Below are 15346 nucleotides of genomic sequence, written 5' to 3' on the forward strand. Positions count from 1 at the left end.
GGCTGGCATGTAATGATCAGGAGCGGGATCGAGTGCGCCCGGCTCGATAGGTGGATGATATGACGCGCAAGAACTGGGGCAGAAGCTTATTGATGGCCACCGCGCTGCTCGTAATGGGCTTTGCGATTTCGGCATTTGCTCAAGAGAAGACAGGGCTTCCAGGCGGTGCGACTTCGCTCCAGGAGAGCTACCAGGACTGGAACCTGACCTGTCAAAGCGGGGCACCACAAATAGCGTGCGCCGTCTCCCAGCAACAAACGCAGCAGAACGGCCAGCGAGTCATGGCTGTCGAGCTTAGGGGAAACAGCGGTGCGACGCTTGGCGGCAACCTCGTCCTTCCGTTTGGGCTTATGCTCGACGCTGGCGCCACCTTGCAGATCGACGACGGGCAGCCGCTGGAGGCGCTGCGCTTCTCCACCTGCTTGCCGGCCGGCTGCATCGTGCCCCTCAGCCTCGGGAAAGAGACAGTCGCAGCTTTGCGGGCCGGTTCGGTGCTGAAGATCAAGGTCAGAAGCACGGACCAGAAGGATGTGGTCCTGCCCGTGTCGTTGAAAGGGCTTGCACCTGCTCTGGACAGGCTTGGCGTCCTCGCTGGAGCGTGACAATTCCTGCCGGAGCGCGCGCTTCTTAGCGAAAAAGCCGATGCTTGCCACTGGTTCAAGTAGCGCTGCGCTGCGTCGTAATGCAGTGGTCGGCTATTAATTCACAACAAGAGCCGTCGATCCGCTGCCGGTCTCAATGCGGACGTCAACGGTTCTACAATTGGCCATCGACTGGGTTCCTGGAAACCTTTCGCACTTTCTGTCTTGCGGCTCCCGTCGAGATGCGCGCGCTACTGAAGGAGGTCGGGGTGTCTGGATCCGCTGTGGTGCAACTTGATCCAAGCATCTATGGGGGTTCGAGTCGGGAGAGCGCTACCGCCTTTCCCCCCACTCGGAGAGCATGCGATATCTTCCACAGCGTCGGGCGTGATGGGCGTGTCTCGGTGCTGCACAGACCGGCAGGGAATGGGAGAGTCTGGCCCGAAAAGCTATCACGACGCGAACGGCAGCTTTGCGCCTGGTTTCGGCCGTTAAGGTCAGCTCTGCCTCCGCCTGGAAGCGGACATAGCTGGCGACCACTCTGGAAGTCGCGGTTGCGCCGATTTTGTTGAAGAAGTGGGCGATGAGACTGGCGCTGCTTCGACAGCCGTTGCTGATCTGGAGTCGACTTCGGGAAATGATCGCTAGCCCGATTTCGCGGGCAAGTCACTCTGGCAGCCCGGCTTTCCTGAGGCCCTCGATATACCGATCGCGGTCATCCGCTCGACGGAACGGGGGCAGCACGTCGGCGAGATTCGAAAGCCGGAGGGTGGGATTGAGGACGCGCAGGCGGGCGACCATTTCCTGTGCTTTCCCGAGCCGTCCCGCAAGGGCATGACTGGCCGCAATGACGCGCATCGCGCTCGCGTAGTTGGGCTGGGAGAGCAAGGACATTCTTGCCCACGAGACCGCGTTGTCGTAGCGGCCACCGCAGAAATGCGCCAGCGCAGTGCAAAACTGCCATGCGAACAGGCGCGGGTCCAATGGGCTCAGCGCATGGCAAGGGCGGCGTGCTCGACGGCCTCGTCCGGTTCGCCCAGGCAGGCCTTCGCCCAACTGCTGTAGCCCCACGCCACAGCCAGATTCGCGTTGAGGACAAGGGCCCGGTCGATACAGGCAGCACAGTCCTCGAGCTCTCCACCAATGTAGCCCAGCACATATCCACCGAACGACAGCGCGATCGCGTCATCCCGCCCGAGCTCGACCGCGCGCCTCGCCAGTCGCATGGCTTCGGCAACCTCTTTTGCGCGATCGACCATCCAGCCGTTGCTCTTTCGGGTGACATAACATCGCGCCGCCCTGGCATAGGCTATGGCGAACTCCGGGTCATGAGCGATCGCCTGCATGAAGAGCTGTAAAGCCTCGTCTATGGCCGCCCTGCTGGTCGCGGTCCGGTCAAACACCGCCAGGCCGCGGAGATAGTAGTCATAGGCGTCGAGGCTCTCGGTCGGCTTGCTCTTGGCACGCTCGATCTCCGCCTCCTCCACCTTCGGCGTTATGGCGCCAACGATGCTCGATGCGACCTGGTCCTGCAGATCGAAGACATCGGCCAGCGGTCCGTCAAAACGATCCGCCCATAGATGAGCGCCTGTCGAGGCGTCGATCAGTTGCGCACTGATGCGCAGACGCTCGCCAGCCCGGCGCACGCTTCCCTCGACGACGTAGCGCACGTTCAACTCACGCCCAACCTGCTTTGTGTCGACGGCCCGCCCCTTGTAGGTGAAGCTCGAATTTCGGGCTATGACGAACAGGTGACGGAAGCGAGCCAGCGCAGTGATGATGTCTTCCACGATGCCGTCGGCAAAATATTCCTGCTCGGCATCGCCGCTCAAATTCTGAAATGGCAGCACCGCGACCGACGGGCGGTCGTCTTGTTTCATCGGAGCCGGGATTGCCACCTGCTGCGACGTGATCTCGGAGGCCGGAACGATACGATGTTCGGCTCCTTCGCGCAATTGCAGGGCAGCGGCCAGGGAATTGGTCTGCGCTTCCGGTTCCACGCCGAGCTGCTTTCTCAAGGCAGCCCGGCACAGCTCGAACTGGCGCAAGGCCAGGTTCTCGTGCCCCCGGTGAGCGTGGATGCGGATCAACGCCCGATGGGGGGCTTCCGCGGCAGGGTCTGAAGCGAGCAGCCTCTCCGCGAGCCTCTCACAAGCTGCCTCTTCCGCCGAGCCGGGTGCAGCCTGTGCAAGACCGAGCTGCTCCACCAGTTGCAACGCCTTGCGCTGGTAGCTGCTTTGATATGGCCCGAACCACTCGTCCAGCCCATCCGGGATGGCCTCGCCCGCAAACAATTCACCGCGATAGAGATCCGCGGCAATGGCAAGATCGGCGGCCTGGCTGGCCTCGAGCTTCAGATCGAAGAGCGAGACGTCTGTATGATCCGGAGCGACGACGAGCGCGACGGTCTCCTGATCTCCCTCGATGCGGATGTCGGCGCTGCCGTCGTTCGGAAAGGAACGCCTGATGTCGACAAGTGCCTGCCGCAGGCTGTTGCGCGCCTGAACATTGTCGCGGCCCGGCCACAACGCTTCGGAGATCTGCTCCCGCCGCAGGCCGCGACTGCCGGCCAGGACGAGGGCTGCCAAAAGCAGCGCAGCCTTGCGGGTGGCAAAGCGCACGGCCTGGCCCCCTGGAGATATGACTTCTATGCCGCCGAACAACCGGATGCGCACCATCGTCGCCAGAGTTCGACCCGAGCTGCAAAAATAGCAAGTCCGTCGTTCGATTTAACGCAGATTTAGCGCCAGAGCGCCGGCCTTTTCCATGTTGTTAGCGCACAGCCCAACAGCGGCCAAGCGCCATGGTGGGAAGTTCTGGAGGTGATACAGAAAGCGGAGACGAACAATGATTGAGATGACAACGCACCTCGAAGATCGCGCGCCGAGAAAGCGCGCGTTGTTATTCGGACTGGCGAGCATGAAAACGACGATTGCGGCTGTCAGAAAGTGGCAGCGCGCAACGGCTACACGCAGCGCACTGGCCGATTTGACTGCCGACCAGTTGCGGGATGTTGGCCTTCCTCAGCCTTCTCGGCCCGAGCTGGTTGTCAAAGCCGGCCTTGTCACCAACCTGATCTCGATGCGTTAGCGGAAAAGATCCGACGCCCGGCGCCAAGAGCGCTGGGCTTTCACCCGGGGTCGGGTCACTACGATACTCGAGCTGACTGAAAAGTCCGTTGTTGACCATCTGAGGCCAGAAGCTGCCAGTCAGCCTTCGGCCCAATGCTGCCGGATCGCAATGCGTCTCATTTCGGCCATAGAAGTCATCGCGGCGCGCCTATAAGCGGACGCACCCGCGACGACGGTTCGTGATCCGTACGCCGATATCTGAGGGTAAGTCCGTCACTCCTATCTCGTTCAAGAGCGGAATCTTTCTTTCGGCATCACGGATGAAAATCGCCAAGAACGATTTTGCCGAACACACCGCCGGCTTCCATGCGACGATGGGCATCCGAGGTTGCCGAGAGCGGATACGTTGCTCCAACGAGGGGATGAAGTTCTTTGCCCATCATCGGCAGCACCTGGTCCCTGAACCGCCGGATCATCTTTCTCTTCTCTGCCCGAGATCTGGATTTCATGACCGTCCCCAGCAGTTGCAGGTGGTTGTGAAGAACGGTACCGAGGGGAATGATGGCATTGTCATCACGCCCCAACAGGCCGACCTGAACAAGCCGACCGCCAGGCGCAAGACTTCTGATGTTACGGGCCAAGTAGGACCCGCCGACAAAGTCGATGATCAGGTCCACACCGCGTGAGGCTGTCACGTCAATGATCTCTGCCTCAAAGTCGACCTGCCTGTAATCAAAGACGGCATCCGCGCCGAGGGCCAGTACCCTTTCGATGTTGTTTCCAGACGCAGTGGCCAGCACTGTCGCGCCCTGAGCCTTTGCAAGTTGGACCGCAGCCGATCCGATGCCGCCTGCAGCAGCATGGACGAGAATGAGTTCGCCCTTCGCGATTCCTCCGAGATTTGCCAGCGCTTCCCAAGCTGTCGCGAAGCTTTCCATGACTGCGGCAGCGTCGGTGAAGGACATGCCGGATGGAATGACGGTCGCCATGCCGCTGTCGAGGCGCGCATACTGGGCATAGGCGCCGCCGCCGACAATCCCCATGACACTGTCGCCAACGGCATAGTCGCTGACTGCGTTTCCGACGGCTATCACTTCTCCCGCGACCTCAAGGCCCAGAATGCTACTGTCGCCGTAAGTCCGAGAACCGTAGACACCTTCACGTTGAAGAAGGTCAGCGCGGTTGACACCTGCCGCCATGACCTTGACCAGGAGGTCGTCGGGACGCACTTCGGGCATAGGGACGTCGGCAAGTCGCATTACATCGGCGCTTCCGAAGTCATCGAAGATGATCGCTTTCATCGCAAGGCTCCTTCCTTCGAAAGCGCGCGCCGGGCGAGGCTGGCAGCAAACAGCGGAGTTTCGCGACGGTTGTGATCTCCGCCTGCCGTCTGACGGGCTGCGACGGCGTTTTCGTAGGTGACCCCATGGTTTTGGATGAAGGTCATGAACGCATCCGTCGGATGGGCTGTGACCTTGTTGGTGTAGCGCGATCTGCGGTCATCAATCTTCTCAACAGAGAGTTCCCAGACAACATTGACCTGGGTCCTGCCATTGGCAGTGAAGACATCCGAGATTGAGTTCATTCGGCAATAGGTTGGTTCGGCGACCTCGGCGACATAGTGCTGCACCACGAGGCCCGAGCCGATCTGTTCGACATTGATCGACATACGACGGTCGTCGTCCGTCCAGGTGACGCCCGCTGCAATGTGGTCGGGCGGGCAGCAGCGAAGATATTCCGCTTCTGGCAAGTTGAAGAGCCAATCGGCGATGTCGATCTTCTCGAGCGGAACGTCGATCTCTGCGGAATAGGCGGACTGTGAGAGGATTGAATCGAGGACCTTGACCATGGGAGTGTTCCTTGTGTTTGGTGAGCAAAACTGCCCGTTGACGAGAAGGAATGTGCTCCTGATGACCTTGGATGATAACCAACTGAATGGTCGGAACGGTTTTGCGTCGTAGGCAAAGATGAGGGACCCACGCTTCGCCGAACATCTGGCGGTTTATGTCGACGTCGTCCGCGCGGGCAGCTTTTCGGCTGCGTCTCGGCGTCGGGCTGTCACTCCGTCGGCTATCGTTCGACAGATCGACGCGCTCGAGCAGGACCTGGGAGTCCCACTCCTTGTCCGCTCGACAAGGGCACTGTCGTTAACGGACGCGGGGCATCATCTCTTCGAGCGCGCACAGCGCTTGCTCGATGAACTGGCCGATACGCATGCCGAGGTGGCAGCGTTCGATGGCGAGGTCGGCGGCACATTGCGGCTCGCTTGCTTCCCGACCTTCGGAAAACGATATGTCATTCCTGTTCTGGCATCGCTTGCACAGCAATACCCGAGTTTGCATGTTGAGCTGGACTTGACCGAACGGCTGGCCGACCCGGTCGCGGAGCGCCTTGATTTAGTGGTGAGAATGGGGGAGCTATCGGACAGCACGCTGATCGCAACCAAACTGGCACCTCACGATCGCATCCTCGTGGCAAGTCCTGCATATCTTGAGCAGCACGGCGTGCCGGAAAGCGAAGCCGCGCTTCGCAGTCATCGCCTTCTCGACAAGCTCCATGGCAACGATCTTCTTGGGTGGTCTTCGATTCTCGGCGCGCCGACAGGGGAGACCTGTGAGCACGTTGTCTTCCGGTCGGACGATTTTGAAGCGCTGAACGGGGCCGCGCTGGCCGGGATGGGCGTTGCGTTCCTCCCAAGCTGGGTATCGGGACCTTCAGTAAAGGCGGGTGATCTTGTACGCCTGCCGATATTGAGGGAGAGGTGGAATGAGAGGCCTTCAGGGATCTATCTCCTACGCGCCCTCCCGGCGCCACCCGCGAAAGTCAAGGCATTCACGCAAGCGCTGAAAGATCACGTGGGAACCCCACCTTGCTGGAGCTGAGAAGCGTGAACGAGAAAAGCTAATTGGCCTGCTGCCACATCAATTAAAGCACCGATGTATGCGGCATTTGCAATCGGGCAGTGATGGGATGCAGGTACTGGACAGCGACGAGGCCGGCGTTGCCGCGAAGAAGATTTCGGAAATGAACCTCAAGGAGCTTGCCGCAAACGAAGGCTACGAATTCCGGGTCTTAATGTTGGGCGAATCATCGGGCATTAAGAAAACCGACGTCGCTATTGAGAACCCGTTCCAGACGGCTTCTTCCGGGAATGCGTGAACCGCGCCTAGCCGTCAAGGTGCCTTGCACGGATTTCGCCCTGCTCTCGGATGCTTCTGCAGAGGTGTCGGCAAAGAAGAAATGGTAGTGCTGGTCTGTGTGATGCGGTGAGGTCGGGTTGATCCGGCTAACGTTCATGCCGCCATCGAAAAGCGACAGCGTCCAGTTCGGCCACATCCAAAGCCATTTGCCGCGATAGAACAGACCGTCGTGCCAGACCCGACGCGCGCCGTAAGTGCGGTCGCTGCTCTTGAAGCTTCGGTCGATCCTGGAAACGAGGATCTCGTCATGCTGGGAGCGAACGCTAGCGCTGCGGCTGAGCCAGGCATGGAAGCCGGAGCGGGACACATTCAGCGCACTGCACAGCCATGCCACCGGCCAGCTGTTCCGGTGCCTCGCGATGAAAGCGAACCTCATGTCACTTCCCTCGCGAAGCAGGCTGCGGCCTTTTTTAGGATGTCGCGCTCCGCCTTGAGCTTCGCGACTTTCCTTGCGTAGCCGGTCAATCTCCTGCTGCTCCGGCTTCATCTGCCCACAACGGGAGACGCACGCTGCGGATCTGCCGATAGCTCGCGCACCCATTTGCGCAGCACATTCTCGTGGGCATCGAGTCGCGGGCAGCCTGGGCCACCGCAACGCCCCGATCCTTGATCAATCTCACCGCCTCGAGCTTGAACTCGCGGCTGAACTTCCTTCTCTGCATTCCCACTCTCTAGTGCCGTTAAACACCTTATCTCGGTGTCCACGAAACTGGCAGCAGGCCACCGACCGATACCTCGACCTGTTCGTTCGCCTTCTCGGGCTGGTTTCCATCCTCCACTGCGCTGTCAAACGTTCGGGTTGCGTTTGGCGAGAATGCTCCCTGAGGCCGAAACCAAGCTTCTCGGTTTGACCAAGCTGTTCACAAACCGACCCCCCTCGAGAAGCTCGCTGGTGTCGTCTACCCTTATTGGTCCATCTATCTTTGGACTGAACAAACACTGGCTAGGCGCCGACAACGGCCCCAAGCCGTCCTTGGCCTACGCTGGACTGCTTAAGTCCAAGAATTCGCCGAACCTGGGTCGTATTCGCGGGCTCTCCTCCTAGGCTCTTCACCAGATGCACGGCATCCTCCACCAACTGGGCATTCGTCGCCAGCACGCCTCGGCTGCGGTAGATGTTGTCCTCCAGGCCGACCCGGACGTGTCCGCCAAGCAGGATTGACTGCGCCGCCACCGACATCTGCTCCGCCCCGGCGCCAAATGCGACCCAAACGGCATCTTTCGGAAGCATGTTGCGCATAAGCAGCATGGTCGCCGCGTCGGATGGCGCGCCCCAGCGCAGGCCAAGCGCGAACTGGAAAAACGCCGGTCCTTTGATCAGCCCTTCCTCCGCCAAGCTGCATGCGAGACGCAGATGGCCGAAATCGAAGACCTCGAGTTCAGGCTTCACGCCCGCCGTCGCGATCCGTTCGGCCATCTCTCGCACCATGCCGGATGTGCTGACGTAGACTTCGGTATCGAGTCCATTGTTGAAGCTGCCGCAGTCCAGACTGCAGATATCCGGCTTCAGCGCTTCGATATGGACCAGCCGTTCGGCGGCGCCTACGAGATCGGTCGAGCCATCGAAAGGCAGGGCGTTCACGTCATCGAGCACGAGCTTGCCACCCATTCCGGCCGTGAGATTGACGATGACATCCGCACCGCTGTCGGCGATGCGCTCGACGACCTCGCGATAGTAGTCGGTGTTTCGGCTACCCTTGCCCGTAGCCGGGTCGCGGACGTGGATATGAACGATGGCTGCTCCTGCCTCGGCGGCCGCCAGCGCATCGGCGGCGATGGCAGCCGGCGTGACCGGCACGTGTGGGCTCTTGGCGGGTGTGTTGCTGTCGCCGGTCAGCGCGCAGGTGATGATAACGGGACGTGCCATTGTCTACTCCGGATTCTGAATAAGATTTCGACCATCACCGGAGCCGGTTTCGTCAGACGCTTGGTGAAGACTGCCTGCGCCAGGTTCCCAGTAGGGAACAGCGCGTTGAAGGATGTCGCTGGCATCGGCAATGTCGGCCGCCATCGCTCTGCGGGATTGCGGTCCCTGCCCTTTGCCTATGGCGTCCAGAATGTCGGTATGGTGATCCAGGCCCTGCTGGATGGTTGCTTCCTGGCGCATGATGTTGAGCAGCGGACCGGCCCGTAACCAAAGGCGCTCGATTATCGGAACGAGCACTTTCGATCGTGATGCCCGATAGATCGTGAAATGGAATTGTCTGTTGAGCGCCAGATATTGCGAAACCTCGTGGGTCTGCACGCAAGCCTTCATCGCGTCGTTGATGCGATGGATCGCATCAAGCTCAGCGGCGCTGATCGTCGCGGCCGCCCACTCCGCGGCCTGCCCTTCAATGGCGCAGCGCACCCGGAAAAGGTCAGCCACGGACGCGACGTCCGCGGCTGGAACGGTGACACCCCGATTGGGGTGATCAAAAAGGGCTTCATCGTTAACGAGCTTGCGCAGCGCCTCGCGCACCGGCATGGCGCTGGTAGCGAAGCGTTCCGACAATTCGCGTACGATGAGCCGGTCGCCGGGTTGGAAATCCCCATTCATCAATGCGGATTTCAGCTCGGCATAGATGATCGCATGCGCGGTCACCACTTCGTTGCGTTGAGGGGTTTCCTCCGCGTCGGGGATCGGAACTTTCTTGACGGCCATGGATCACGCTTCCCGCGGCAGGAGATGTCCATTGACCTGCAAAAAGTCGTCGACCGCATCCAGCACCCTCGATGCCTCCTTGTCGCCGAACGGGATCGACAGCGCGATCATGCCGCGCGGCGCCAGATAAACGCCTCGCAACAACATCTCGACATGGAAAAGAGAGAGACCGCGCGGGTCCGCGCTGTCGATGATTGCCGGATTGTCGATAGGACCCTTCAGGAAGTGCAGGGCCATCAGCGAGCCCCGACCGGTCACCGTCGCCACCACCCTATGCCGATCAAACATGGCCTGCAGGTCTCTGCGGAGCCTGTCGCCTTGCTCGTTGACCTTGCGGCTCGCTTCCAAGGTGAGCACTTTGGTGAAGCCTGCCATGCCGCCGGCCATGCTCAGCAGATTGTTGTTGAAGGTGCCGCCGTGGGAGAAGGCATGCTTCCGTGCCGGGTCGAACCGGTCCATGATGTCGGCGCGGCCGCCGAAGCAGCCGAAGCTTGCGCCGCCGCCAAGGTATTTGCCCATCGTCAGCAGGTCGGGCAGAACGCCATGCGCACCGTGCAATCCGCGATAGTCGAGCCGCGACGTCATCACCTCGTCGATGATCATCAAGGCGCCAGCCGCGCGCGTTTCCTCGCGGATCGCCGCCAGAAATTCAGAGGTGGCGGGAATGCAGCCGCCGCCGCCCATCATCGGTTCCAGTATGACCGCAGCAAGGTCCGGCGCATGCTCGCGGATCAACGCCCGGATCGCCGCCACATCGTTGTACTCTGCGAACAGGAACGGGAAGGGCAGGTTCAGTTCCGATCCGCCATGGGCAAAGGTGAGTACGCCGCCATGATATCCTTCATGCATCGCGATCACCTTGGGCCGTCCCGTCACCGCCCGGGCGGTGGAGATGGCCATGATGTTCGCTTCCGTGCCGGAGTTGCAGAAGCGCACGCGCTCGAAGGCCGGAAAGCGGTCGACCAGCGCCCGCGCGTATTCGGCCTCGACGACATTCGGTGCGCCGAGCGACAAGCCGCCGTCGATTACGTCCTTCTGCGCCGCCGCGATCACCGGATTGGAGTGCCCGTACAGGCCCGCCGAATATTCCGACACGAGGTCGATATGCTCATGTCCGTCGAGGTCGGTGACCTTGCAGCCGTTTCCGCCGGTGAAGGTGAGCGGGAAGGGAGGATAATCGAGAACTGCCCGTGTATTGCCGCCGGGAAGCACGCCGATTGCTGCCTGGTGACGCGCGAGGCTCCTGGGATTGGCCGCCTCGAAGCGAGCATAGGCGTCCGACACTGCATCGTCCAAATCCGAGTTCCGGCGGGCTTGATTGGTGTCGTTCATTGAATCCTCCGTTGATGTTCGGCCGATGCGCCAATTGCGCCTGGTTTGGAAATGCCGCGTGATACCGCCTCGGCCGCACTGACGCGGTTGTTCCTCCATGCGACAATGCTTCGGGTCAGGTCCGGCGCCTCTATCAGCACGACGACCAGCAGAAGCGCGCCACGCGCAAGGTCGATCATGTAGGTCGGCATGGCGAGTTGAATGAAGATCGTGTCGAGAAGGCTCATCGCCAGGACGCCTGCCAGGATCCCCAGGGCACTGCCCCGCCCGCCGGAAACGTCTATCCCCCCGAGCAGGATGGCGGTAACAGCGAAGATGAAGGGATCGAGCCCGAGATCGTATTTCGCCGCCGTCGTCGAATAGGAAAACAGCGCTCCGCCCAGGGCGCAGAGTATTCCGGAGAGGACAAAGACCCCCGTGACGACGCGACCGACCGAGACGCCGGAGGCGAGCGCCGCGCGACGATCGGCTCCGACCGAGCGGATCAGGGGACCGACCCGGGTGAAGCGCATGGCCGCCCACAGCAGGAGGAAGATCGAGAGGATCAGCAGGCTGCGGCGCGAGAACAGTAACGCCACCGGATCATCCAGCCATATGCCGATGTCGTAGTTTCCATATGCGAGGATGCCCTCGCCGGCGACGATGTGACAGAAGCCAAGGATGACGATGTATCCACCGAGCGTCAGCGGCACCGAACTGATCCCCGTCAGCACCAGCGCCCCGCCCTGTATGGCCCCCAGAAGGGCTCCCGCGGCCACCGCGATGGCGATGCCCAGCAGCGGAGAGGCTTCGCCGAATTTCACCGCCAGAAGCCCGCCAAGCGTGAATATGGCGATGGAGGAGAGATCGAATTCCCCGATCATCACGGTCAATCCGACGGCGAGTGCGAGAAGCCCCAGCGTCGCGGTGTTCTGGAATGTGTTGAAGACGGAAAAGATCGAGAAACCGGTGTCTGTCCAGCCAGGGAGGCTCAGCGCCACAAGGGCGATGATCACCACGGTGGCGAGCGGCAGTGTCGCGTGAATGCGTCTCTGGCGCCTAGCGCTGCTTTGAAAGGCGGAACCGGTCATAGGGCGCGCTCCTGGCGAAGGTGAACGCCGACGGCGAAGATGACCATCACGAGGCCCTTGAGGAAGATCTGTTCTCCGGTAGTGAAACCCCGCAGCAGCACGAGGTCGGAGACTACGGCGATGATTGCCACGCCCACCATGGTGTTGAGCACGCTGCCGCGCCCGCCGCCGATGGCCGCGCCGCCTATGAGCACCGCTGCGATCGCATCGTAGCCGAGCGTGCCCCGGCTGAGCAGCAGCGAGGCCGAGTGATTGAAACTCGCCATGAAGATGCCGGCGAGCGCGGCCGTACCCCCGGCGATAGCGAATACGGCAGTTCCGATCCAGCCGACGGGAAGGCCGGCCGATCTCGCTGCGACGCGGCTGTCGCCCATCAGGTAGATCATCGGGCCAAGACGAGTGAAGCGAAAGACCGCTTCTGCCAGCAGCGCCAGGGCCGCCAAGGCATAGAGGCCCACGGGAAGCCCGAGCAGCCGCCCATTGAGCACCTGGTACGACGTGCCGACCGGATTGATCGTCGCTCCGTGCGAGAATGCCACGGCCACACCCTCGAGCACGGCGGCGGCGGCGATCGTGACGATGATGGGATTGGCATTCCAGCCGCCGATTGCAAGCCCTTGCAGCGCGCCGGTGAGCGCGCCGGCGAGAATGGTCAACACGATTGCCGCGGGCAGGCCAAGCGAGAGGCTGGCCATGAAGATCATCGCGGAAATGGTGGCGGTGGTCGCCAGCGCCATCGATACGAAGGCGCCCGATACCATGATCAGGGTCATGCCCACGGACACCATGCCGACGAAGATCATGGAGGCGAGTATGGCCCTTGCATTTTCGAGCGTGAAGAAGCCTTGCGTCGTCACCGCGCACCACACGACGACGATCGCCATGGCCACGGCGAACGCAGGAAGCAGTATCCGCTTTGCCGGGTTCATGGACATCAAGCTACAGCTCCCGTCAGCGGCCCGTGCGTCATGTCCGACAGGAGTCTGACATTGTCCGTTTCTGCCACGGGAACCTGGGACACGATGCGGCCCGAGCGCATGACCACCACGTCGTCGGCCAGCGACAGGACTTCATCGAGGTCCGACGAAGCAAAGACCACGGCGACGTCCTGCGCCGCCAGCGCCCGCAACAGCACATGGATGTCCGCGCGCCCGCCGACGTCGACGCCGCGTGTCGGTTCGTCGAGGAGGAGGACGCGTATGTCATCGCGTTCCATGCAGCGGCCGAGGAAAGTCTTCTGTTGATTGCCCCCGCTCAATCGCCTCACCGACTCGCCGAGCCGGTTCTGGTCTATGCCGACCCGCGACGCGATCGTCCGAGCGGTGGCCCGCATTTTTGATCGATGGAGGAATCCCCTCGGCGACAGGGTCGAGAGGCGCGTGGCTAGAAGGTTCTCGCGGATTGAGCGCGACAGGAACAAGCCGTCACCCTTGCGGTCCGCTGAAAGAAAGCCGACGCCGGCGGAAATCGAGGCATGCGGCGATCCGATTGGCACGCGTCTGCCGCCGACGCCGATGTTGCCCTTGGCGGCTGGCGTGAGCCCCGCGAGCGCATGCAGGACATCGCTTCCTCCCGACCCCACCTGGCCGGCGATCGCCGTGACGGTTCCCGCCATGACCGACAGATTGAAATTGTCCACCGTGGGACCGGTCGAAAGGTTGCGAATCTCCAGGATCGGGTGCCCGCCGACGGTTGCTCCGCCCGATCTTGCGACCGGCGCGGGCGCGTGGCCGATCATGAGCTCAACAAGCCTTGCCGCATCGAGGTTCCCAGCCGGTTCATCGGCAGTGACGGCACCGTCCCGCATCACCACGATCCGCTGGCAAAGAGAGAGGACTTCGTCCAGTCGATGCGAAACGTAGATCACTCCGCAGCCTGCGGCCGCAACTTTCCGCACGGCTCTGAAGACATGGGCGATGTCGGCAGTGTTCAAGGTCGCTGTCGGCTCGTCGAGAATGAACAGCCGCGCGTCGCGGCCCATCGCTCGCGCGATCTCCACGAGCTGACGTTCGCCGATAGACAGGTCCTCGATGTGGCTGAATGGGTCCAGCCGATCAAGCCCGACGGCGTCCAGGCGTCTTCGCACCTCTTCGCGAGGCAGAGCGCCCCGCAAGCCGAGGCCGGGTTCGCCAAGCGCCAGATTTTCCGCCACCGTCAGGGCCGGGATCACGCTTAGTTCCTGGTCCACCAGCGCCACACCCTGCCTCTGCGCGTCGCGCACGCTTCGGAATGAGCAGGGTGCGCCGCCCAGCACGATCCTTCCCTCGTCGGGCCGGTGCAGCCCGGAAAGCATCCGGACGACACTGCTCTTGCCGGCGCCGTTGTGGCCGCAGAGTCCGAGCACCTCTCCTGCCTTGAGCGAGAAGCTTGCCTCGCGAACAGCCTTGAAGCTGCCGTAGCTCAGCGACACGCGCTCGAATGACAGGAGAGGGGCCTCAGGCATCATTTCGCGCAGACCTCGCCATACTGGTCGACATTCGCGGCGGTGACACGGTACTCGGGCACCTTCACCGTCTTCTCGACGGGCTCTCCGCTGAGGAACTTGATAGCGGCGTTGGCGCTTGCCTCGCCCTGGGTCCAGGGATCCGCCGTCGCCGTGCCGATCATGTCTCCGGTTTTGATGGCGGCGATGCCCTCCGGCGAGCAGGTGCTTCCGGACACGACGAGCCCATCCTTGCCGCCCAGCTTCAGGCCGGCCTGACGCGCCGCCTCCAGGACGGGGATCGCCATATAGTCCGCGTCGGCGCGCACGCCCTGTATGCCGCCCTGGGACCCGTATTTTGCAAAGAGCTGCTGGGCCATGCGGCCGCTTTCGACCGGATCCCAGTTGTTGGCCTGCACCTCGACGACTTTGTATGCCGGTTCTTGCGCCATGGCGTCCATGAAGCCGCGCTGCCGCTCCGCCACCATCGCGGTGCCGGCCGAGCCCGTAATAGCGATGACATTGGCCTCCTTGCGGCCTTGTGCCTTGAGCCCTTCCACTATGTTCTCGCCGGCGAACTTTCCGAGCGCGTAATTGTCGGCGACCACCTGCAGCGCGATGTCTTCCATGATTGCCGGGTCGGCAGGGCTGTCCATGTAAAGAACCGAAACGCCGGCGGCCTTGGCTTTCTTGATCGCGGCGATGAGGGACTTGTCATCGGCCGGCTCGACCATGATGAGGTCCGGCTTCTGTGCCACTGCCTGCGCCACCTGCTGATTGACCTGCACCGGGTCGAGATCGTTCTCCAGCACCGTGATCTTGACGCCGGTCTCCTTCAGAATTCCGATGATGCGCTCGTTGAAGGTCTTGCACCACGGATTGGACGGGCCGCAGCTGACCAGTATGAGGTGCTTGCCGGAAAGATCGACGGCGCCGGCGGGCGCGGAAAGAGCAGTGGCGAATGCCAGTGCAAGATAAGTTTGGCGCAATCCAATTTTCATTGTCGTTGTCCCCATCTCTGGTTGT

Annotated in this window: 12 protein-coding genes and 2 pseudogenes; 3 read left to right on the plus strand and 11 right to left on the minus strand. The window is 61.8% G+C overall.

The genetic code is table 11. The annotated features are described in order from the left end of the window. Positions 1 to 59: 59 nt before the first annotated feature. Entirely contained in the window at positions 60 to 602 is a 543-nt protein-coding gene (locus AC1VON_RS17835) for an invasion associated locus B family protein (protein WP_483124366.1), read from the plus strand. Positions 603 to 1247: 645 nt separating this feature from the next. Here AC1VON_RS17835 and AC1VON_RS17840 read toward each other — a convergent pair. Next, positions 1248 to 3256 (minus strand): annotated as a pseudogene (locus AC1VON_RS17840) (BTAD domain-containing putative transcriptional regulator). Between the two features lie 172 nt (positions 3257 to 3428). On the opposite strand from AC1VON_RS17840, the gene AC1VON_RS17845 reads away from it, so the two are divergent. Then, on the plus strand, positions 3429 to 3671 hold the full coding sequence (locus tag AC1VON_RS17845) for a YjiS-like domain-containing protein (RefSeq protein WP_483124367.1): 243 nt from the start codon (positions 3429 to 3431) through the stop codon (positions 3669 to 3671). A gap of 295 nt (positions 3672 to 3966) precedes the next feature. Here AC1VON_RS17845 and AC1VON_RS17850 read toward each other — a convergent pair whose 3' ends face one another. Further along, entirely contained in the window at positions 3967 to 4953 is a 987-nt protein-coding gene (locus AC1VON_RS17850; protein ID WP_172350968.1) for an NAD(P)H-quinone oxidoreductase, read from the minus strand. Further along, the gene (locus AC1VON_RS17855) at positions 4950 to 5501 is read right to left on the minus strand and encodes a hypothetical protein (RefSeq protein WP_483124368.1); all 552 of its coding nucleotides are present in this window, start codon (positions 5499 to 5501) and stop codon (positions 4950 to 4952) included. The genes AC1VON_RS17850 and AC1VON_RS17855 overlap by 4 nt, the downstream gene beginning before the upstream one ends. Positions 5502 to 5619: 118 nt before the next feature. On the opposite strand from AC1VON_RS17855, the gene AC1VON_RS17860 reads away from it, so the two are divergent. Beyond that, positions 5620 to 6534 carry a LysR family transcriptional regulator gene (locus AC1VON_RS17860; RefSeq protein WP_172350966.1) on the plus strand — a complete coding sequence of 305 codons (915 nt, stop codon included), beginning with the start codon at positions 5620 to 5622 and terminating at the stop codon, positions 6532 to 6534. A 478-nt stretch (positions 6535 to 7012) separates the two neighbouring features. On the opposite strand, the pseudogene AC1VON_RS17865 reads toward AC1VON_RS17860, so the two are convergent. The 8 genes and pseudogenes from AC1VON_RS17865 to AC1VON_RS17900 all read right to left on the minus strand — a co-directional run. After that, positions 7013 to 7514, minus strand: a pseudogene (locus AC1VON_RS17865) (transposase); the annotation flags it as partial. A 281-nt stretch (positions 7515 to 7795) separates the two neighbouring features. After that, positions 7796 to 8719 carry a beta-keto acid cleavage family enzyme gene (locus AC1VON_RS17870; protein WP_483124369.1) on the minus strand — a complete coding sequence of 308 codons (924 nt, stop codon included), beginning with the start codon at positions 8717 to 8719 and terminating at the stop codon, positions 7796 to 7798. A gap of 3 nt (positions 8720 to 8722) precedes the next feature. After that, positions 8723 to 9496 (minus strand): GntR family transcriptional regulator, encoded by a 774-nt coding sequence (locus AC1VON_RS17875; RefSeq protein WP_483124370.1) that lies wholly within the window; start codon positions 9494 to 9496, stop codon positions 8723 to 8725. A gap of 3 nt (positions 9497 to 9499) precedes the next feature. Further along, complete coding sequence (locus AC1VON_RS17880) at positions 9500 to 10828, minus strand: aspartate aminotransferase family protein (RefSeq protein WP_483124371.1); 1329 nt, start codon at positions 10826 to 10828, stop codon at positions 9500 to 9502. Further along, on the minus strand, positions 10825 to 11898 hold the full coding sequence (locus tag AC1VON_RS17885; RefSeq protein ID WP_483124372.1) for an ABC transporter permease subunit: 1074 nt from the start codon (positions 11896 to 11898) through the stop codon (positions 10825 to 10827). The genes AC1VON_RS17880 and AC1VON_RS17885 overlap by 4 nt, the downstream gene beginning before the upstream one ends. Next, positions 11895 to 12833: an ABC transporter permease gene (locus AC1VON_RS17890; RefSeq protein ID WP_172350961.1), complete on the minus strand. Its 939-nt coding sequence runs from the start codon at positions 12831 to 12833 to the stop codon at positions 11895 to 11897. The genes AC1VON_RS17885 and AC1VON_RS17890 overlap by 4 nt, the downstream gene beginning before the upstream one ends. Continuing rightward, the gene (locus AC1VON_RS17895; RefSeq protein WP_483124373.1) at positions 12833 to 14308 is read right to left on the minus strand and encodes a sugar ABC transporter ATP-binding protein; all 1476 of its coding nucleotides are present in this window, start codon (positions 14306 to 14308) and stop codon (positions 12833 to 12835) included. The genes AC1VON_RS17890 and AC1VON_RS17895 overlap by 1 nt, the downstream gene beginning before the upstream one ends. Positions 14309 to 14340: 32 nt before the next feature. Next, entirely contained in the window at positions 14341 to 15321 is a 981-nt protein-coding gene (locus AC1VON_RS17900; RefSeq protein ID WP_483124374.1) for a sugar ABC transporter substrate-binding protein, read from the minus strand. Between the last annotated feature and the right edge of the window lie 25 nt (positions 15322 to 15346).

Source organism: Mesorhizobium sp. HAY1-8B (assembly GCF_056868045.1).

What these genes read in the sequence shown, in the direction of transcription:
- AC1VON_RS17880 (WP_483124371.1), bottom strand. Translation starts at nt 10,828, where the DNA reads ATGAACGACACCAATCAAGCCCGCCGGAACTCGGATTTGGACGATGCA.
- AC1VON_RS17835 (WP_483124366.1), top strand. Translation starts at nt 60, where the DNA reads ATGACGCGCAAGAACTGGGGCAGAAGCTTATTGATGGCCACCGCGCTG.
- AC1VON_RS17875 (WP_483124370.1), bottom strand. Translation starts at nt 9,496, where the DNA reads ATGGCCGTCAAGAAAGTTCCGATCCCCGACGCGGAGGAAACCCCTCAA.
- AC1VON_RS17850 (WP_172350968.1), bottom strand. Translation starts at nt 4,953, where the DNA reads ATGAAAGCGATCATCTTCGATGACTTCGGAAGCGCCGATGTAATGCGA.
- AC1VON_RS17900 (WP_483124374.1), bottom strand. Translation starts at nt 15,321, where the DNA reads ATGAAAATTGGATTGCGCCAAACTTATCTTGCACTGGCATTCGCCACT.
- AC1VON_RS17885 (WP_483124372.1), bottom strand. Translation starts at nt 11,898, where the DNA reads ATGACCGGTTCCGCCTTTCAAAGCAGCGCTAGGCGCCAGAGACGCATT.
- AC1VON_RS17845 (WP_483124367.1), top strand. Translation starts at nt 3,429, where the DNA reads ATGATTGAGATGACAACGCACCTCGAAGATCGCGCGCCGAGAAAGCGC.
- AC1VON_RS17890 (WP_172350961.1), bottom strand. Translation starts at nt 12,833, where the DNA reads ATGTCCATGAACCCGGCAAAGCGGATACTGCTTCCTGCGTTCGCCGTG.
- AC1VON_RS17855 (WP_483124368.1), bottom strand. Translation starts at nt 5,501, where the DNA reads ATGGTCAAGGTCCTCGATTCAATCCTCTCACAGTCCGCCTATTCCGCA.
- AC1VON_RS17870 (WP_483124369.1), bottom strand. Translation starts at nt 8,719, where the DNA reads ATGGCACGTCCCGTTATCATCACCTGCGCGCTGACCGGCGACAGCAAC.
- AC1VON_RS17860 (WP_172350966.1), top strand. Translation starts at nt 5,620, where the DNA reads ATGAGGGACCCACGCTTCGCCGAACATCTGGCGGTTTATGTCGACGTC.